This window comes from Phenylobacterium sp. (assembly GCF_037968635.1).
In the GTDB taxonomy this organism is placed as follows: domain Bacteria; phylum Pseudomonadota; class Alphaproteobacteria; order Caulobacterales; family Caulobacteraceae; genus Phenylobacterium.
Genome location: NZ_JBBKVV010000010.1, coordinates 1 through 18,607, shown reverse-complemented (window position 1 = coordinate 18,607; position 18,607 = coordinate 1). Strand labels below are relative to the sequence as shown.

15 protein-coding genes and 1 tRNA gene are annotated in these 18,607 nt (G+C 67.9%); 10 read left to right on the top strand and 6 right to left on the bottom strand.

Going from position 1 to position 18,607, the window contains the following annotated elements; translation table 11 throughout:
* Positions 1 to 845 (bottom strand): endonuclease/exonuclease/phosphatase family protein (locus AAC997_RS01265; protein WP_340643882.1); only part of this gene is annotated, 845 nt, incomplete at its 3' end.
* Positions 846 to 908: 63 nt separating this feature from the next.
* Here AAC997_RS01265 and queA point away from each other — a divergent pair.
* Both queA and tgt read left to right on the top strand, forming a co-directional pair.
* On the top strand, positions 909 to 1,988 hold the full coding sequence (gene queA / locus AAC997_RS01260; protein ID WP_340643881.1) for a tRNA preQ1(34) S-adenosylmethionine ribosyltransferase-isomerase QueA: 1,080 nt from the start codon (positions 909 to 911) through the stop codon (positions 1,986 to 1,988).
* Positions 1,985 to 3,097: a tRNA guanosine(34) transglycosylase Tgt gene (gene tgt / locus AAC997_RS01255; RefSeq protein ID WP_340643880.1), complete on the top strand. Its 1,113-nt coding sequence runs from the start codon at positions 1,985 to 1,987 to the stop codon at positions 3,095 to 3,097. The genes queA and tgt overlap by 4 nt, the downstream gene beginning before the upstream one ends.
* Here the strand turns inward: tgt and AAC997_RS01250 are convergent.
* The gene (locus tag AAC997_RS01250; protein WP_340643879.1) at positions 3,094 to 3,681 is read right to left on the bottom strand and encodes a hypothetical protein; all 588 of its coding nucleotides are present in this window, start codon (positions 3,679 to 3,681) and stop codon (positions 3,094 to 3,096) included. The two genes, tgt and AAC997_RS01250, sit on opposite strands and share 4 nt — an antisense overlap.
* 120 nt (positions 3,682 to 3,801) lie before the next feature.
* On the opposite strand from AAC997_RS01250, the gene AAC997_RS01245 reads away from it, so the two are divergent.
* The 5 genes from AAC997_RS01245 to AAC997_RS01225 all read left to right on the top strand — a co-directional run bounded on the left by AAC997_RS01245 (position 3,802) and on the right by AAC997_RS01225 (position 7,478).
* A tRNA-Lys gene (locus AAC997_RS01245) sits at positions 3,802 to 3,876 on the top strand.
* 122 nt (positions 3,877 to 3,998) lie between these two features.
* The gene (locus AAC997_RS01240) at positions 3,999 to 5,393 is read left to right on the top strand and encodes an FkbM family methyltransferase (protein WP_340643878.1); all 1,395 of its coding nucleotides are present in this window, start codon (positions 3,999 to 4,001) and stop codon (positions 5,391 to 5,393) included.
* Positions 5,394 to 5,517: 124 nt separating this feature from the next.
* Positions 5,518 to 5,949: an RcnB family protein gene (locus tag AAC997_RS01235; RefSeq protein WP_340643877.1), complete on the top strand. Its 432-nt coding sequence runs from the start codon at positions 5,518 to 5,520 to the stop codon at positions 5,947 to 5,949.
* Between the two features lie 313 nt (positions 5,950 to 6,262).
* Positions 6,263 to 7,297 carry a sulfate/molybdate ABC transporter ATP-binding protein gene (locus AAC997_RS01230; RefSeq protein WP_340643876.1) on the top strand — a complete coding sequence of 345 codons (1,035 nt, stop codon included), beginning with the start codon at positions 6,263 to 6,265 and terminating at the stop codon, positions 7,295 to 7,297.
* Positions 7,298 to 7,352: 55 nt separating this feature from the next.
* The gene (locus AAC997_RS01225) at positions 7,353 to 7,478 is read left to right on the top strand and encodes a hypothetical protein (RefSeq protein ID WP_340643875.1); all 126 of its coding nucleotides are present in this window, start codon (positions 7,353 to 7,355) and stop codon (positions 7,476 to 7,478) included.
* Positions 7,479 to 7,481: 3 nt separating this feature from the next.
* Here AAC997_RS01225 and AAC997_RS01220 read toward each other — a convergent pair whose 3' ends face one another.
* From AAC997_RS01220 to AAC997_RS01210, 3 genes are read right to left on the bottom strand one after another with little or no spacing between them, the layout of a single operon-like run.
* Positions 7,482 to 8,471: a transglutaminase family protein gene (locus AAC997_RS01220; protein WP_340643874.1), complete on the bottom strand. Its 990-nt coding sequence runs from the start codon at positions 8,469 to 8,471 to the stop codon at positions 7,482 to 7,484.
* Positions 8,471 to 9,412 (bottom strand): alpha-E domain-containing protein, encoded by a 942-nt coding sequence (locus tag AAC997_RS01215; protein WP_340643873.1) that lies wholly within the window; start codon positions 9,410 to 9,412, stop codon positions 8,471 to 8,473. The genes AAC997_RS01220 and AAC997_RS01215 overlap by 1 nt, the downstream gene beginning before the upstream one ends.
* Positions 9,409 to 10,821, bottom strand: coding sequence for a circularly permuted type 2 ATP-grasp protein (locus AAC997_RS01210; protein WP_340643883.1), 1,413 nt, complete (start codon positions 10,819 to 10,821; stop codon positions 9,409 to 9,411). Before AAC997_RS01210 ends, AAC997_RS01215 begins: the two co-directional genes overlap by 4 nt.
* A 294-nt stretch (positions 10,822 to 11,115) precedes the next feature.
* On the opposite strand from AAC997_RS01210, the gene AAC997_RS01205 reads away from it, so the two are divergent.
* The 3 genes from AAC997_RS01205 to AAC997_RS01195 are packed head-to-tail and all read left to right on the top strand — an operon-like array spanning position 11,116 to position 17,452.
* Entirely contained in the window at positions 11,116 to 12,906 is a 1,791-nt protein-coding gene (locus AAC997_RS01205; protein WP_340643872.1) for an autotransporter assembly complex family protein, read from the top strand.
* Positions 12,903 to 17,090 (top strand): translocation/assembly module TamB domain-containing protein, encoded by a 4,188-nt coding sequence (locus AAC997_RS01200; protein ID WP_340643871.1) that lies wholly within the window; start codon positions 12,903 to 12,905, stop codon positions 17,088 to 17,090. Before AAC997_RS01205 ends, AAC997_RS01200 begins: the two co-directional genes overlap by 4 nt.
* 2 nt (positions 17,091 to 17,092) lie before the next feature.
* A complete protein-coding gene (locus tag AAC997_RS01195; RefSeq protein ID WP_340643870.1) occupies positions 17,093 to 17,452 on the top strand; it encodes a hypothetical protein in 360 nt (119 codons plus the stop codon).
* A gap of 150 nt (positions 17,453 to 17,602) precedes the next feature.
* Here AAC997_RS01195 and phhA read toward each other — a convergent pair whose 3' ends face one another.
* Positions 17,603 to 18,463: a phenylalanine 4-monooxygenase gene (gene phhA / locus AAC997_RS01190; protein ID WP_340643869.1), complete on the bottom strand. Its 861-nt coding sequence runs from the start codon at positions 18,461 to 18,463 to the stop codon at positions 17,603 to 17,605.
* Positions 18,464 to 18,607 lie beyond the last annotated feature (144 nt).

The following is an 18,607-nucleotide window of genomic DNA, read 5'->3' as shown; positions in this document are numbered from 1 at the left end:
ACCTTGATCCTTCGACCGGAAATCTCACCGGCCGGCCAGGAAAACAGGGCCCTTGTGCGGCGCTCCAACCCGAACAGCTTGTCTTCCCGCCTTCGGGAGAAGGACCAGGGGGTGGAGTTGAAGTCACCCGCCAGGATCATTGCGTCTTTCGGATAGTGGTTCAGAACCCAGGCCAGGCGGCGCCCCTGCTGCTGCTGAATCGAGCCCTGCGTCGGCCAGGTGTAGTGGGCGCCCAGCACGACGAAAGCGCCGCCTCTGTTGCGATAGGATCCCCGCGCGATGGGCGGGCGCGCCTGGCCCGGGGGCGACGCAGGCGCGCCGCTGTCGAGCGGCTTGAGCTTGCTGAAGATCATCACCTGACAGTCGCCGCAGACGACATGATAGGCTCGACGCTTCAGAATGGCGTCGCGGATGGTGGGTGAGGCCTCCTCGATGACGACGATGTCGGCATCCTGCTCCACGATCCACCGGGCGGTGTCGCCGAGGTCACTGTTGCGACCCCAGACGTTGAACTGGATCAGCTTGAGCTCGTTTGGGGCGCCGGCGGCGACGCGAGCGCTCGTGGGCCGGCTCAGTTCGGGCATGATGAGGGCGCCTGCCGCGAGCACACCGACGCCACCAAGCGTCAGGAAGACGGTTCGTAGCCGCGGGGGGGCGAGCAGAAATCCATAGGCCAGCACCACTGCGGCGCCGGCCAGCCAGAAGGGCGCAAAGTGCGCGAGGATGTCGGAGCGGGCGCTGATCCGCCCGCCCTGGGCCAGCAGGGCCGCTACAGCGCAGCCCAACCCCCCGGCGAACATCAGGGTGGCTAGCAGCGCGGAAAATACGATTCGGAGAGGTTCCACTATCGCCTCTAGCATGGTCTGGCGCTTGACGCGTGGCGGCGCGCGTGGCCTTCACGCCTCGCCATGCAACTCGCCGACTTCGACTTCCACCTGCCCGACGCCAACATCGCTCTGCGGCCCGTAAGCCCCAGGGATTCTGCCCGCATGTTGCGGGTGGCCACCGGCGCGCCCCTGGCCGACCTGGCCGTGTCGGACCTGCCGGAGCAACTGCGCGCGGGCGACGTCCTGGTGCTCAACGACACCCGAGTTATCAACGCCCGCCTGAAGGGGACCCGCTATCGCGGCGAGCACCAGCAGGCCTGCGAGGCGACCCTGCACCGCCGCCTGTCCCCCAGCCGGTGGACCGCCTTCATGAAGCCCGGCAAGCGTCTGGCCGTCGGCGACCGCGTCGCCTTCGGCGAGACCAACGACCGCGCCTGCCTGCTGGGCGTGCTGGACGCCACCATCACCGAGAAGGGCGAGGGCGGCGAACTGACCCTCTCTTTCGACCTGATGGGTCCTGACCTCGACGCCGCCATCGCCGAGCGCGGCGCCATGCCCCTGCCGCCCTATATCGCCGCCAAGCGGGCTGAGGATGAGCAGGACCGTGCGGACTACCAGACGGTCTACGCCCGCGACGACGGCTCGGTGGCCGCCCCGACGGCGGGGCTGCACTTCACGCCTGAGCTGATGGCCCGGTTGCGCGACAGGGGCGTCGGCATCGAGTTCGTCACCCTGCACGTGGGCGCCGGCACCTTCCTGCCGGTGAAGACCGACGACCTGGCCGATCACAGGATGCACGCCGAGTACGGTGAAGTGACTGCGGAAACCGCCGCCCGCCTCAACGCGGCAAAGACCGCCGGCGGCCGCATCGTCTGCGTCGGCACCACCTCGCTGCGGCTGCTGGAAAGCGCCACCGGTGAGGACGGCGTCATCCACGCCTTCGCGGCCGAGACCGCCATCTTCATCACCCCTGGTTACCGCTTCCGCGCCGTGGACGGCTTGATGACCAACTTCCACCTGCCGAAGTCGACCCTGTTCATGCTGGTCTGCGCTTTCGCCGGCTTCGAGACCATGCACGCCGCCTACGCCCACGCCATCGCCACAGGCTACCGGTTCTATTCCTACGGCGATGCCAGCCTGCTCTGGAGGGCGAACCCTTGAGCGCCTTCCCCTTCGAGATCACCGCCACCGAGGGCAAGGCCCGCACCGGCGTCCTGAAGACCGCCCGAGGCGAAATCCGCACGCCCGCCTTCATGCCCGTAGGCACCGCGGCCACGGTGAAGGCGCTGACCGTCGACCAGGTGGCCTCCACCGGCGCCGACATCATCCTGGGCAATACCTACCACCTGATGCTGCGGCCCGGCGCTGAGCGGGTGGCGCGACTGGGCGGACTTCATCGCTTCATGCGTTGGGACAAGCCCATCCTCACCGACTCGGGCGGCTTCCAGGTGATGAGCCTGTCGAAAATCGCCAAGGTCACCGAGCAATCCGTGACCTTCCAGAGCCATATCGACGGCTCCAAGCACATCCTGACCCCCGAGCGCTCCATCGAGATCCAGGCCGACCTGCTGGGTTCCGACATCGTCATGCAACTGGACGAGTGCGTGGCGTGGCCGGCCGAGGAGAACAGGGCGCGGGAAGCCATGCTGCTGTCAGCCCGCTGGGGGCAGCGCTCAAAGAGCGCCTTCGGCGACCGCGACCGCCAGGCCCTGTTCGGCATCCAGCAGGGCTCCACCTTTGAACACCTGCGCAAGGAGTCGGCGCAGCGCCTGATCGAGACCGGGTTCGACGGCTACGCCCTGGGCGGCTTGGCGGTGGGGGAGGGGCATGAGGCGATGTGCGAGGTGCTGGACTATGCGCCGTCCATGCTGCCTGCCGACCGGCCGCGCTATCTGATGGGGGTGGGCAAGCCCATCGACCTGGTGGAGGCCGTGGCCCGGGGGGTCGACATGTTCGACTGCGTCCTGCCCACCCGCTCTGGCCGGCACGGCCAGGCCTGGAGCTGGGAGGGGTCGGTCAATCTGAAGAACGCCCGTTTCGCCGAGGACGACACCCCACTGGACGAGACCATGGCCTGTCCGGCGTCGAGCCACTATTCCAAGGCCTATCTGCACCACCTGGTGAAGTCTGAGGAGATTCTGGGCCAGGTCCTGCTCTCCTGGCACAACATCGCCTTCTTCCAGGCCCTCACGGCGGCCATGCGCGATGCGATCGGTGAAGGCCGGTTCGAACAGTTCCGGCGCGATTTCAAGGCCCGCCAAGCCGCTTAGCGGATGGGATAGCGCGGTTTCAGCGTCTCGGGGAGAGGCTCTTCACGATCCACCTGGTCGTGGAACGGCCGGGCGGGCAGGCCGCAGCCCCGCGACTCCCCCAGGCCCTTCAGATAGGCCCGTCGCACGGCGCCCGCATTGATCGCCGCCGAAACCAGGCTGTCATGCCGCTCGGCCCCGGAGAGCTTTCTGACCCAGCCGCGGAATGGGATCAGGCCCGACGCCGCACCGGCCACCGCCCCCAGGGCCGCGCCGCGTCCGCGCGCCATCAGGTCGTCCTCATCCTGCGCCGGCTCGTCCAGATCGGCGCCCAAGGCGCCGTTCAACGGCAGGATCAGGCCGGTGATCCACGCGCAGTTGGCCGGGACGGGCAGGGCGTAGGGATCGGCCATCGCATCCAGCAGCACCTGCGGGATCTTGGTCCTCAGGACATTGACGTCGCGCAGGGGCGAGGCGACCGCCCCCTGCACGCTCTCGCGGTTGGCCGCCGAGCGGGTTTGGATCTCTGGCGATCCATCGGCCGGTGCGGTTGTGCAGGCCGCCAGCAGGGCCAGGATCGGAAGAGAGAGGAGGACGGGGCGCATGGTGTCATTGTACAGCTTGGCGGTTGATCTTGGAAAGTCCGAGCGCGGTCTTGCCCAGGTTGGGGGCTCGCCCTATGGTCCGCGCCGCTTCGCCCGGCGCGTTTTCGCGCGCCGCGCTAAGGGCCGGTAGCTCAGTGGTAGAGCATTCGACTTTTAATCGAATGGTCGTGGGTTCGACCCCCACCCGGCCTACCAAATCGCGGGTAATCCCGCCGCGACGGCGGGAGAAGTCCTTGCGAGTCATGGGATCTCTGACGCACTAGCCTGTCATTGGCGAGCCATCGGCCACCGCCGCCGCGCTCTCCCAGGGATGGACCATGGATATTGTCGCGCTCGTCCGCGAAGGCCGCCAAGCGGAAGTCGTCGCGGATCTGCGTCCGAAGTCGGACGCCGGCGACGCCTCGGCGTCCAACAACCTTGCTCTTGTGCACCGATGGCTTGGCGATCAGGTGCAGGAAGTCGCCTTCGCCTTGCGGGCGTTCCAGCAGGACCCTTCATCCCCCCAGGGGATCAACACCCTGTTCCGGGCGCTGGCGGGCGCCGGACACTTCCAGACCCTGACCGCCATCTACGCGGCTCTGCCGAACAAGAGGCGGCTGGTCCGGCATCAGAAGCTCCTGGCCATGCTGGCCTACCGCGAGTGCAATCGGCTCGCGCAAGCCCAGGAGATATTCGATGACCTGACCGACTTCCCACAGGAAAACATCGTGGAGTTGGACATCGCGGTGAGGCTCGCCCACGCCATGTCCGATCACCCGTCGGCCCTAAGTCTCATCGACCGCCTTGAGGCGGCGGGAGCGCATGTCCACGTTCTGCGCCTGTCCGAACTGTTCGGATCGGGCGACATGGCCGGCGCGCTCAAGGTCTATGAGGACAACTGGCGTTCCGATCCGGTTCTGGCCACCAACACCCATGCCGCGCTGGCCTGCGCCATTGCGCTCGGGGATCGCGAAACCGTCGTGCGCCTGGCGCCCCGGATGGTCGGGAGCGCGCGGGAAGTGGCGCGATGCTATCTGGAGGGCGTCCGCGACGTGCTCGTCCGGGGCGCGGTCCGCAGCTACCGCTTCCCCTTCGAACCCAACAACCTGTCGATCGCCCTGCGTCACGCCAAGGGTGAGTTCTACGAGGTCAAGAGCCTGCAAAGTCTGGCGCCGCAAGTGTCGCCTGGGGATCAGGTGGTCGATGTCGGCGCCAATATCGGCAACCACACGGTCTTCTTCGCGGGTGAACTCGGGTGTCGCGTGACGCCCTTCGAGTGCAATCCCAACCTGACCCCTCTGCTTCGGAGATCGGTCGCGGACTCCGACCTGGGGTCGCTGGTGGATCTCAGCCATGTCGGGAAGGCGATCACCGATGGGCCGGGCGAGGTGTTTTTCAATCATATTCGCGCCGACTACTCGAACGTCTCCAGGCGGTCCGACGGCGCCCTGACCAGCGTGCCGTCCATGGCCCTCGACAGCCTCGAGCTGCCATCATGCCGGCTGTTGAAGGTCGACGTGGATGGCGGGGAGATCGGGGTGTTGCGTGGGGCCGAGGCCTTCCTCGCCAGGCACCGCCCCCTGCTTGTCATTGAGGTGATGAACTTCAATATCGCCGAGGCCCTCAGCCTGATCGACAAGGCCGGCTATGCCATGGTCCGCGAGAACGCCCGCGCGAAAACCCACAGTGACTTCGTGTTTTCGCCTGCTGAGCAGGAGCCGCCGCTGCTCTAGCGCGGCTGTGGGCATGATGAACGGGAGATGACCAGGCCTGTTCAAAACAGGTTCAGGGGCCGAGTCGCATCTTGGGGACAACGCGGAGAGCCAGACGGTTCAACGCCCCCTGAAAGGACATCCCATGAAACGCGCAATCGCCGCCGCCCTCGCTCTTTCCCTGATGGGCGGTACGGCCGCCATGGCTCAGCCGGCGCAGTATCAGCGCGACTACCAGGGCCAGTATCAGCAAGGCTACTACGGCGATCGCTACGACAATCGCCGGGATGACCGCCGCGACAACCGCTACGACCGTCGCGATGATCGCCGGGGCCATGGTTACGGCTACGGCCAACAACGCCATCACGGCGGCCATGCCTGGCGCCGGGGCGAGCGTCTGCCGAGCCAGTATCGCAGCTCCAACTATTACGTGAACGACTACGGCCGGTACGGCCTGCGCGCGCCGCCGCGGGGCCACCGTTGGGTCCGGGCCGATAACGACTACGTCCTGGCCGCCATCGCTACGGGTCTGATCGTTCAGGTCCTGGCCAACAGCAACAACGGCTATCACCGCTAAGCCATAGCCCACTTGGTGGTGTCGAAGGCCCCGTCCTCAAAGTGAGGGCGGGGCTTTCCCGTGTCTGCGGTCCGGCGTTCAGGGCCCCCCCGTGGCGTCGCCCTGCGCGGGCGAGCGCAAGTTCTGCGCAGGGCGGGCCTGAGCATATCCGCAGTCCCGCCAACGCCATGCCATTGGCGGCTCCCCAAGGGCGCATGCCCTCACAGTCGGCGCCCTTCACGGCCGCCGCGCCGGCGTTGCTCTCGCCCCGAAAATCCTGCTCAAGATGGCTTGGCCGCATGCGCTGCGGGATTGTCGGTGACCAAGTGACCCCATGACCATTTCCATCCGCTCGGTGGAGAAGACCTTCGGCCGCTATTCGGCTCTCAACGGCGTCAGCCTCGAGATCGCTGATGGCGAACTGCTGGCCCTGCTTGGTCCCTCAGGATCAGGCAAGACCACGCTGCTGCGCGCGATCGCGGGTCTGGAGTTCCCCGAGCAGGGCCAGATCCTGTTCGGCGGCCAGGACATGACCTACGTCAGCGCGGCCGCGCGGCAGGTGGGCTTCGTCTTTCAACAGTACGCCCTGTTCCGCCACATGACCCTGGCCAGGAACATCGCCTTTGGCCTTGAGGTCCGCAAAGGCGCGGCCAGGCCGCCCAAGGCCGAGATCGACCAGCGGGTCGAGGATCTGTTGGCCCTCGTTGAATTGCCGGGCCTGGGCAAGCGCTATCCCGCCCAACTCTCCGGCGGCCAGCGGCAGCGGGTGGCGCTGGCCAGGGCGCTGGCTGTCAGTCCCAGCGTCCTGCTGCTGGATGAGCCCTTCGGCGCCCTGGACGCCACCGTGCGGAAGTCCTTGCGCAAGGAACTACGCCGCATCCATGACGCCACCGGTGTCACCACCATCTTCGTCACCCACGATCAGGAAGAGGCCCTCGAACTGGCCGACCGGGTGGCGATCCTCAACCATGGCGTCATCGAGCAGGTCGGCACGCCCGAGCAGGTACACGATCATCCGGCCGGCGCCTTCGTGGCGGGGTTCGTCGGCGAGGCCAATCGCCTGGAGGGAGAGGTCAGGGCTGGTCGATTCAAGGGCGGTGAGATCGCCCTGCCGGCGCAGGGGACCGCGGACGGCGTGGCGGTGGCCTTCGTCCGGCCGCACGACCTGATCCGTGCCCCCGCCGGCATGGAAAGCTTCTTCATCACCGCAGATCGCATAAATGTGCAGGGACCCGTGGCCCGGATCGAGGGTAAGACTCCTGGCGGCCAGCGCATCGAGGCGGCCTTCGAGCGCAACGCCGCCGAGGGGGTTTCGAGCGGCGACAAACTCGGTCTGACCGTTCAGAAGGCGTGCGTCTTTAGCGCGTAAGCGAATCATTTCAACTTTAACGAGAGATTTACCATTTGGCGGCGTTATGCCGCACATGAATGATCTTCTCCGATTTCTGATGACCCTGCGGACCTCGCCTCAGCGCGCCGTGCTGGTGGAAGTCGGCTTCGTGGCGGTGGGCGCCTTCCTGCTCGGACTGACGCTGTTCCGCCTGGTCTAGCCGCTATTGCTGCTGCTGCTGCTGTTGCTGTTGCTGGTCGAATTGCAGGGAGCCCGGCAGTCCGCGGCGGCGGCCGCCGCCGCGGCTGAAGGACGGCTGCGCCACCCGGATGAACTCCGGCTCGGTCAGGGCCGCCTTGGCGCGGCGCACCGACACCCCAACGGCAAGCTGGCTCTCGGCCTCGCCCTTGTAGACGCCTCGTGACGGCGGCACGTCGTTGTAGTCACGGCCCACCGCGGCGGCGATATGGCGCTCGCCGGCCTCCACATTGTTGGTGGGGTCCAGGCCCACCCAGCGCAGGCTGGGCAGGAAGACCTCGACCCAGGCATGGGTGGCGTCGGGATCGGAGCGGTCGCCGCCCTTGCGGTCGGTGAACAGGTAGCCCGAGACATAACGGGCGGGAATACCCCAGGACCGGCAGATGGCGATCATGATGTGGGCGAAGTCCTGGCACACGCCACGCTTGGCGTTCAGCGCCAGGTCGATGGGGCTCTCGGCGTCGGTGACGCCCGCCTCATAGCCGAAGGACTGGTAGATGATCTGGGACAGCTCGCGCACGGCGCTGAGCGGGTCGCGCACCCTGAGCTGATCGATCCCTGCCTCGGCCACGAAGGTCTTCAGCGCCTGGGTTTCCACCGCGAAGCCATGCGGATGGAGGAAGTCGAAGTTCTCACCTCTGACGAAGTCGCTCTTCAGCCGGTCCCATTCACCCGCGTCCAGCGCGTTGGGTAGGGGATTGGCCGGCTGGGTCTCCACCGCTGATCGGGCCAGGATGTTCAGGCGGTCGTGCGGCTGTGGCACATCGAAGTGATAGACCGCGTTGCCGAAGGCGTCGGCGTAGGAAAACAGCTGAGCTGGCGGGTCAAGTTCGAGCTCGAAGCTCACCAGCCGCTGGCGGGCGCCCTTCTGGGGCTGCATCCACAGTTCCATGACGCTTTCGCGCACGTTGGCGGCGTAGTGATACTGGGTGACGTGGCGCACTTCCAAAAGCATCAGGCCGGCAACCTCATCTCGAGGGAATAGGCGACGAAGGTGTCGTAGATCGCCGTGTGAATCGCCGCGCATTCGTCCAGTACGGTTGTGAGCAGGGCGCCGGCGCCGCCGAGCTCCATATTCTCCACGTCGGCATATTGCAGGCGGGCCTTCAGGCGGCCGGCCAGACGCTCGGGCCCCACGTGGCCGGCGTCCACATAGCGGCTGGCGGCCGACAGGTGTTCCTCGATGCGCGCGGTGGAGAACCGGATCGAGCGCGGGAAGTCCTCGTCGAACATCAGGAATTCCAGGATCAGCTCGGGCCGCACGTCGGCGGTGTAGCGCCGCAGATAGGGCTCCAGCGCGCAGCTCATCCGAAGCAGGCTGGTGAGGGCGAAGTGATCGGTTATCGGACGCTTGCGGGCGTCTCCGAAGAACACCTCCAGCAGCCGCCCGTTCAGCTGGGCCCGCTCGAGGTACATGCCCAGCAGCAGGAAACGCCAGCCCTCGCCGTGGCTCATGGTGGCGTCGGCGGCGCCCTTGAACATGTGCAGGTCGGCGATGATGTCGTGCAGGAAGGCCGAGGACCCATCATTGAAGGCCTTGGCGGCCGCGGGGCCGGTGACCCGCAGGTAGATGAGGTTCAGGCGTTCCCAGGTCTCGGTGGTGATCTGGTCGCGCACCTGGCGGGCGTTCTCCCGGGCCAGGGCCAGCGAGGTGGTTATCGAGCCGCCGTCCTCACGGTCCAGCGCCAGGGCGCGGGCCGCGTCATAGGGACTCCTGGCCTTCTCCGGGTCGTTGTCGCCGACGGCGGCGAGCACGATGCGTGCGACCTGGGTGGCGGCGTCGCTGCGGTCCAGGGTGGCGTTGAGCATCACGTCGGCGAGCCGGCACATGTGCTCGGCGCGCTCCACATAGCGTCCCATCCAGTAGAGGCTGTCGGCCACGCGGGCGAGCATCATGGCTGGGCCTCCTCGGCGTCGCCGGCCAGGACCCAGGTATCCTTGGAGCCGCCGCCTTGGCTGGAGTTCACCACCAGGGAGCCCTTCTTGAGCGCCACGCGGGTCAGGGCGCCGGGGGTCACGGTGATCTTGTCGCCCGACAGGATGAAGGGCCGCAGGTCGACGTGGCGCGGGTCGATCTGGCCGTCGATCAAGCAGGGAGCGGTGGAAAGCTGGATGGTGGGCTGGGCGATATAGTTGGCCGGATCGGCGCGCAGGGCGTCGGCGAACTCGCTGCGCTCCCGGGCGCTGGCGTGCGGCCCGATCAGCATCCCATAGCCGCCCGACGCGCCCACCGCCTTGACCACTAGCTTGTCCAGGTTGGCCAGCACGTGGCTCAGTTGGGCCGGCTCGCGGCAGAGGAAGGTCTCGATATTGGGCAGGATGGCGTCCTCGCCCAGGTAGTATCTGATGATCTCCGGGACATAGGCGTAGACCGCCTTGTCGTCGGCGACCCCGGTGCCCGGCGCATTGCAGATCACCACATTGCCGGCCCGGTAGGCGTTGAACAGGCCCGCGACCCCCAGGCCTGAATCCCGGCGGAAGGTGAGGGGGTCGATGAAGTCGTCGTCCACCCGGCGGTAGATCACGTCGATCCGCCGCAGGCCGGTGGTGGTCCGCATGTAGACCATGTTGTCATGGACCACGAGGTCGCGGCCCTCCACCAGCGGGCAGCCCATCAGCCGGGCCAGGTAGGCGTGCTCGTAATAGGCCGAGTTGTAGACCCCCGGCGTCAGCACCACGACCTGGGGATTGGGCCGCCAGTCGGCCGCCATGCCTTTCAGCGTCGAGAGCAGCAGGTCGGGATATCGGTCGATGGCGCGCACGTTGGAGGCGCGGAAGGTGCCCGGGAAGGTCCGCTTGGAGGCCTCGCGGTTGGCCAGCATGTAGGAGACGCCCGAGGGCACCCGCAGATTGTCCTCCAGCACAGCGAACGCCCCGTCCGGCTGGCGGATCAGGTCCGAGCCGCAGACATTGGCGTAGGCCTGGTGTGGCACATAGAGGTTCTGCATCTCCCGGCGATAGGATGGCGCCATCAGCACCAGCTCGCGCGGCACCACCCCGTCCATCAGGATCTGCTGCTCGCCGTAGATATCGGCCAGGAACATGTTCAGGGCCCGCAGGCGCTGGATCAGCCCCTTCTCGATGGTCGCCCACTCCTGCGCCGGGATGATGCGCGGCAGCAGGTCGGTGGGGATGATCCGTTCGGTGGAGCTCTCGGCCCCGTAGACGGTGAAGGTGATGCCCTGCAGCAGGAAGAACCGCTCCAGGGTCCGCTGGCGCTCGGCCATGTCCTCGGGGGCCAGGGTCGCGATACGCTCGTCCAGCCCCGTGTAGTGGGTGCGGACATCACCGGCCAGGGTGAGCATCTCGTCATAGGGGATCGCCCCCAGCGAGGTCTCAACGGCGTTGGTGTCCGATCTTTTCGTCGTCGCCACGCCCCACTCCACCTTTGCGACAATCCTTCTGCTTCACCTTGGTTCCGACCCTAGGGAGCGCCCTGGCTCAAGGGGTGGGTTTTCGGGAACGTCGGGGGTCGCGATGATTGCTGCCTGTTATTTGGGCAGGCTTCTGCGGAAGTTGAAAGCACCTTGCGCGACCGCCGCGGGGTGACAAGGCAAGGCGACCCGAGATAGACCCAGAGCTGGGGGCGGCAGGGATTCTTGACCTTGGGACGACTGGTCTATGCCGTCGCCGCCTCAGCGGCGTTTTGCGTCCAGGGGGTGGCAGGCTCCGCGCGCGCCGAGGCGCCGAAGGCTGCCGTCGAGGGCGAGCTGAGCGCGAGCCTGCGCACCGCGATCACCAATGCGGTCGGCGAAACCGACAAGCCCATCGAGAACCGCTTCGAGGCCCGCAGGCGGGCCCGCGAGGCCGCCGAGGACGCCGTCGCCGTCCTGCGGTCGGAGGGCTACTACGCCAACTCCGTCGAGGCCGAGGTCACCGAGACCGAGCCGGCCCGCCCGGTGGTGAAGGTGGCGCCCGGAGAACGCTTCACCATCCAGGACCCCACGGTCGAATGGATCGCGCCGGAGCCGACCCTCGGCGTGCAGATCGCCGGCGAGGCGGTGGTGGGCCTGGCCAACGGCCAGGCGGGCCGCGCCGCCGACATCCTGGGGGCCGAGGGCCGGATCGTGGCCGCGGTTCAGAAGCGCGGCTATGCCGACGTGGTTTCCGGCGAGCGGCAGGTGCTCGTCGACCATGCCGACCACAGCGTGCGGCCCACCTTCCGCATCGTCTCGGGCGAACTGGTGCGTCTCGACGGCCTGGAGGTGGTGACGCCCGGCCGCACGAACCCTGCCTGGCTGCGCCGCCTGGCCCCGTGGACGTCCGGCGATCCCTACGATCCCGACGACGTGGGTGAGCTGGAACGCCGGCTGCTGGACACCGGGGTCTATGACAGCGTCACCGTCGCCCTGGCCGGCAAGGAGAAGGCCACCGCCGAGGGACTGCGGCCGGTCATCGTCAACCTTTCCGACCGCAAGCGCCGCACGATCGAACTGGGCGCCAGCTATTCCACCAGCGAAGGGGCGGGCGCGGACGCCCGCTGGACCCGCTACAATGTGCTGGGCCGCGCCGACACGCTCTCCTACTACGGCCGCGCCTCCACGGTGGACAGCCGCCTGGGCGCGGAACTCACCCTGCCGCACTGGCGCCGCGCCCAGCAGACGCTCAAGGGGCAGGCCGGCCTCTACCGCGTCCGCACCGACGCCTATGACGAAACCGGGGTCGGGGCCCGGGCGGACGTGGAGCGCCGGTTCGGCAAGACCTCCCACGTCACCGTCGGCGCCTCTCTCGATTACAGCCTCACGGACGAGCGGCAGGCCGGCGCCCTGTCCTCCCTGGGTCGTAAGCTGGTCACCGCCTCGGTGTTGGGCGCCATGGCCCTGGATCGTTCCGACGATCCCCTGGACCCCAGGCGTGGCTGGCGGGTGGAGGCGCGGCTGGAGCCGACCCTCATCGTCGGCGCCGACACCCTGCCGTACCTGAAGGCCCAGTCGCAGGGTTCGGTTTATTTTCCCTTCGATGAGAAGGGCCGCACCGTTGTGGCCGGGCGGGTGAAGTTGGGCTCGATCGTCGGCGGTCTGATCCCCGAGGTCCCGGCCTCGCGGCGCTTCTATGCCGGCGGCGGCGGATCGGTGCGCGGCTATGCCTACCAGGCCATCGGCCCGCGCCTGACCGACAACACGCCGCAGGGCGGGCTGTCGCTGTTCGAGGGCTCGGTGGAACTGCGCCAGAAGATCGGCAAGCGGTGGGGCGTGGTGGCCTTCGTGGACGCCGGCTCCGTCGGCTCCGACCAGATTCCCAGCGGCAAGGACCTCAGCCTCGGCGCCGGCGTCGGCGTGCGCTATGACCTCGGCTTCGGGCCGATCCGCGCCGACATCGCCATCCCCCTGGAGAAGCGCCAGGGCGACGCGCCCTTCCAGATCTACCTCAGTATCGGACAGAGCTTTTGACCGGCCCATCCGACATCGAGGAGGTGGTCCACGAGGTGGAAGAAGCTGTCGCGAAGGTTGTGCGGAGCCGCGCCCTGCCCAAGGCCATCGTCGCCATCGCCGCGATCATCGCCGTCGTCTTCGCCGGCCTTCTGCTCACCACCCGCTACGGCGTCCTGCTGCCCCAGGGCCGCATGCTGATCGAGGCCCGTGCAAATGGCTTGAAGCTCGGCCGCTTCGGCAATCTCGGGGTCGAGGGGCTGGCCGGGGATGTCTGGCGTCACTTCACCATCCGCCGCCTGACGATTTCCGACGAAAAGGGCGTTTGGCTTGAAGCCAGGAACCTAGCCATTTCGTGGCACTATGCCGAACTCCTGCGCCGCAAACTGCATGCTGAGGCGATCACCGCTGAGCAGGTCACGGTCCTGCGCCGCCCGACCCTTACGCCCAAGCAGAAGTCCAGCGGCCTGCCGGTCTCCTTTGACATCGACCTGATCAAGACCCGCCTGGAGCTGCAGCCGGCCTTCAGCTATCGCCGCGGCGTCTACGATGTCACCGGCGATCTCGACGTCCAGCGGGGCGGGCGCGGCCAGCAGGGCAGGATATCGGCCGCCAGCGTCCTGCACGCCGGCGACCGCCTCAATTTCCAGTTTGATTTCGGCAAGACCCGGCCGCTGCTGCTGGTGGCTGATGTCCACGAGGCCCAGGGGGGCGCCCTGGCCGGAGCGGCCGGCCTGCCCGCCGACCAGGCCTTCGACCTGAAGGCTCGCGCGGACGGCAAGATGTCGAGCGGCAAGCTCACCGCCGTGGCCACCTCCGGGGCCACCAAGCCGCTTGAGATGCAGGGCGCCTGGACACCGCAGGGCGGTCAGGCCAATGGCCGCCTCGATCTCACGGCGTCATCCCTGACCCGAAAGCTGTCGGGCCGCCTTGGCCCCGAGGCGCTCTTCACCCTCAGCGGAACTGAGGCCGAGCCTTCGCTCTACGACCTGTCGGCGCGCGTGCAGTCGGCCAACCTTACGGTGGTGGCCAAGGGCAAGGGCAATATCGGTGAGCGCCGTACTGGTCCCAAGGGGATGGCCCTGACCTTCGACACCGCCAACCTCTCCAGGATCAGCGGCGGCCCGGAGATGGGACCGGCCCGGGCCGCGGGCATCCTCACCGGAACCCTCGACGACGCCCGTTTCGTCGGGACCGTGGTGGTGGACCGCCTTAAGCTCGGATCCTACGGCCTGGACCGGGTCAGCGGCCCGATCCAGCTCACCCGAAAGGCTGGGGTCATCAGCGTGAAGGGCCAGGCCGGCGGCGCGGGCGGGAAGGGGACCGGCGTCCTGGCCGCCATCCTCGGCGCCAAGCCGACGGCGAGCTTCGACGCCCAGCGCCTGTCCGACGGCCGGCTCTCCCTGCGAAACCTGGAAGCGACGGGGGCGGGCCTGAAGGTCCAGGCCAACGGCGGGCGTGGCCTGATCGGCGGACTCAATTTCAAGGGCAAGGCCGAGGTCTCCAACCTCGCGGCCGCCCGGAACGGCGCCAGCGGCGCGGCCAGCGCCACCTGGAGCGCCGCCCAGGCCGGCCCCGGCAAGCCGTGGACCCTGAGCCTCGACGCCAGGGGCGAAAAGTTCGCCTCAGGCTTCGCCGAACTGGATCGCCTGCTGGGCGCCTCGCCGCGGTTCGCCGCCAAGGGCAATATCCAGGGGGGCAAGGTTTCGCTGGCCAACGCCGAGCTGAACGGCGCGGCGGTGAAAGCCTCCAGCGCCGGAGTGCTGGAAGATGGCGCGCTCAAGTTCAAGCTGGACTGGTCCGCCGACGGCCCGTTCCGCGCCGGCCCGGTTGAGATCACCGGCAAGGCCAAGGGTTCCGGCGCCATCACTGGCACGCTGTCCCAGCCCCGCGCGGATCTGCTGGCCGATTTCGACGCTCTCGACGTGCCGCGCCTCCCGCTGAAGGACGCGCACATGACGCTGACCTTCATGCGCCGCCCCGATGGCTCCAGTGGCGTGGTGACCCTGGCGGCCACCAGCGACTACGGCCCGGCCGTGGGCAAGGCCGCCTTCCGCTTCCCCCAGGGTGGCGTGGATCTCAGCGACCTGGCCATCGACGCCGGGGGCCTGAAGGCGACGGGCGCCATCGCGCTGCGCCGCTCCACGCCCTCCGCCGCCGACCTGAAGATCGCGCTCTCCAAGGGCGCCTTCCTGGCTGCGGGACAGGTGACCGGTGCGGTAAAGATCGTCGACGCCTCAGGCGGCCCCCGCGCCAGCCTCGATCTGCGGGCGCAGAACGCCGTGCTGCCGGGCTCCCAGGTCGCCATCAGAACCGCGCGCGTCACCGCCGACGGCCCGCTCGCCCGGCTGCCCTACGCCGCAGACGTCAAGGGGGCCTCCCGCAACGGCGCCTGGGCCTTCAACGGCAAGGGTGTGATCACCCAGGCCAAGCCGGGTTACGTCATCGCCTTCGACGGCATGGGCCGCTATGGCCGGCGCGACCTGCGCACCCTGGAGACGGCGGTCTTCAAGATCGGCGGTCCCGAACGCAGCGCCCGCCTGCGTCTGGCCGCCTCCGATGGCGGCGAGATCGACCTGGACGGCCGGTTGGCCGGCGAAACCGCCCAGGTCCGGGCCCAACTGCGCCAGTTGGGTTTGGGTCTGTTCAACGAGGACCTCACCGGCAAGATCGACGCTGACCTCAACCTGGCCGGCAAGGGCGCGCGCCTTGACGGGACCCTGGACGCCAAACTCGAAGATGCTCGCGCCAAGGGCTCGGACGTCTCCCAGGGCCTGGACGGCAGCTTGAAGGCCCGGCTGGCCGACAGCAGCATGGTCATCGACGCCGACTTCACCAACACCGGCGGACTCAAGGCCACCGCCAATCTGGTCCTGCCCGCCGAGTCCTCTGCCGCGCCCTTCCGCGTGGCGCTCAACCGCCAGAAACCCATCCGCGGCCGCGTCTTCGCCGATGGCGAGGTCAAGCCGCTGTGGGACCTGCTGGTGGGCGGGGAACGGGAACTGGCGGGGCGTGTGCGCCTGGAGGGCACGATTGGCGGAACCCTGGCCGACCCCAACGCCAACGGGCAGGCCTCGGTGGACGGCGGCCGGTTCTCCGACGGGTTCACGGGACTTGCCCTGCGCGATGTGGTCCTTCGCGCCACCCTGGCCAACGAGGCCATCAGCGTGACCCAGGCCACCGCCGCCGATGGTCATGGCGGCAAGCTCTCCGGTGATGGCCGCATCAGCCTGGCGCGCGACGGCGCCAGCAGCCTTAAGCTCGACTTGACCGGTTTCCGTTTGATCGACAATGACTTGGCCACCGCCTCGGCCACGGGTCGGGTCAGTCTTGACCGCGCCGCCGACGGCAAGGTGAGGTTGGCGGGGGCCTTGACGATCGACCGCGCCGATGTCGCGGCCCGGACCCCGACACCGTCCGGGGTGGTCGCGATGGATGTCATCGAGGTCAACAAGCCGATGGATCTCGGCCTTCGCGAGGCCGAGATCACCAGGCCCGCGCCGGGAATGACCTTGGACGTCTCCCTGAAGGCGCCTCGGCGCATCTTCCTGCGGGGCCGGGGGCTGGATGTCGAGTTGTCCTTGGACGCCCATGTCGGGGGGACCACCAACCACCCCGCGCTGTCGGGCGTGGCTCGTGTCGTGCGCGGCGACTATGACTTCGCCGGCAAGCGATTCGAGTTCGACGAGCGCGGCGTCGTCTATCTGGCCAACTCTCCCAAGGACATTCGGCTCAGCCTCTCGGCCACCCGTGATGACCCCTCCCTCACGGCCGTGGTCAACATTCGCGGCACGGCGGCCAAGCCGGAGATCACGCTCACCTCGACCCCCACCCTGCCCAATGACGAGGTGCTGTCCAACGTGCTGTTCGGCCGCTCGGCCTCGCAGCTCTCGCCTCTGGAGGCCGCCCAGCTGGCCTCGGCCCTGTCGTCGCTGGCGGGCGGCGGCGGCTTCGACGTCATTGGCAACCTTCGCACCTTCGCTGGCCTGGACCGCCTTGCGGTCGGCGGCGGCGGCGAAAGCGGGATGACAATTTCCGGCGGCAAGTATCTGACGGAAGACGTCTATCTGGAATTGACCGGTGGCGGTCGGGAGGGGCCCTCCGCCCAGGTGGAGTGGCGTGTCCGCAAGAACCTGTCCATCATCTCCAAGCTCGCCAGCCAGGGGGACGGCAAGCTCGCCGTGCGCTGGCGCAAGGACTACTGACGATGAAGGCGCTGATTGGTTTGGCGGGGCTGCTGGCGCTGGCGGGCTGCGAGAAGGCGATGAAGCCGCCGCTGCACACCGGCGTCTGCTGGCGGCTGGCGGACGCGATGAACGGCGCCCAGGACTTCAGGCCGATGTCCAACAGCGTCCCCAATCTCCAGGCCTGCGCCGTCCAGCTCGAAGGCCTGCGCCTGAAGCACAAGATCCCGGTCACCGGCGCCTACCAGGGCCAGATCATCTACGTCACCGAGGAGGCGATCGTGGCGGCCGCCAGCAGCAAGGCAAGGCGCTATCAGGTCTTCACCCCGCAGCAGCGGGCGGAGGTGGATCGGGGATTGAAGCGGATGATGGAAGCCCGCTAACTCCCTTCCCCCTCGATGGGGGAAGGGCGGGGATGGGGGTGAACCCAGGGCGGTCGAGGGATGAGCGCGAGTTGGCGCCGAGCCAACATAGCCTCTCGCCAAATTCAACTGCCACACCCCCATCCAACCTTCCTCCATCGAGGGGGAAGGCTAGACGCGCGCCATCGCATAGGCTTGAGTGCCGCGCGTGAACACCTGATCCTCCGGCCGGACCGCCGTGATCGGCATGTCGCCGGTCTTCGCGAGCCGCCTGTACAGCGCGCCGAAGTCCTGCAGGGTCGCGTCCAGCAGGGCCTGCAGCGACGGGATTACGAAATAGACCTGCTGGAAATCGTCGATCCGGTAAGGCGTGCGCATCACCCGGTCCAGATCAAAACCTAGCCGGTTGGGGGAGGGGTCGTCCAGGGCGAAGATCGACTCTGCGTGGGACGAGACGATGCCCGCGCCATAGATCCGCAGGCCATCGGGGGTTTCCAGCAGGCCGAACTCGACGGTGTACCAGTAGAGCCGCGCCAGATTGTGAAGTTGCCCCCGGTCGAGCGCCTTCAAGCCCCCCTCGCCATAGGCGGCCATGTAGTCGGCGAAGATCGGGTCGGTCAGCATCGGCACATGGCCGAAGACGTCGTGGAAGATGTCCGGCTCCTGCAGGTAGTCCAGCTGGTCGGGCTTGCGGATGAACTGGCCGGCGGGAAAGCGCCGGTGGGCCAGGTGGTCGAAGAACACCTCGTCGGGGACCAGGCCCGGCACGGCGACCACGGTCCAACCGGTGAGCCGGTTCAACTCCACATTGATGCGAGCGAAGTCGGGAATACCGCCGCGATGCAGATCCAGCGCGTCCAGTCCGTGCAGGAAGGCGTCGCAGGCCCGCCCCGGCAGCAGCCTGGACTGTCGCTCATAGAGGGTCATCCAGACCTGATGCTCAGCCGGCGTATAGGCCGCCCAATCCTGGTCGATGGTCCAGTCGGACCGCGCGCCCGGGGGCGGGCTGGTGGGAAGGCCGTCGGCGCTCATGGGGGCAGAATGGGGCCAATCGATCGGAAGTTCCGTTCGAACTGCGCCGCTTTTCGCGGGTCGCTCGCGAAATCCTTGCGTGGAAGCGCGCCGCAGCGGTGGAAACTCCCTTCCCCCTCGATGGGGGAAGGGCGGGGATGGGGG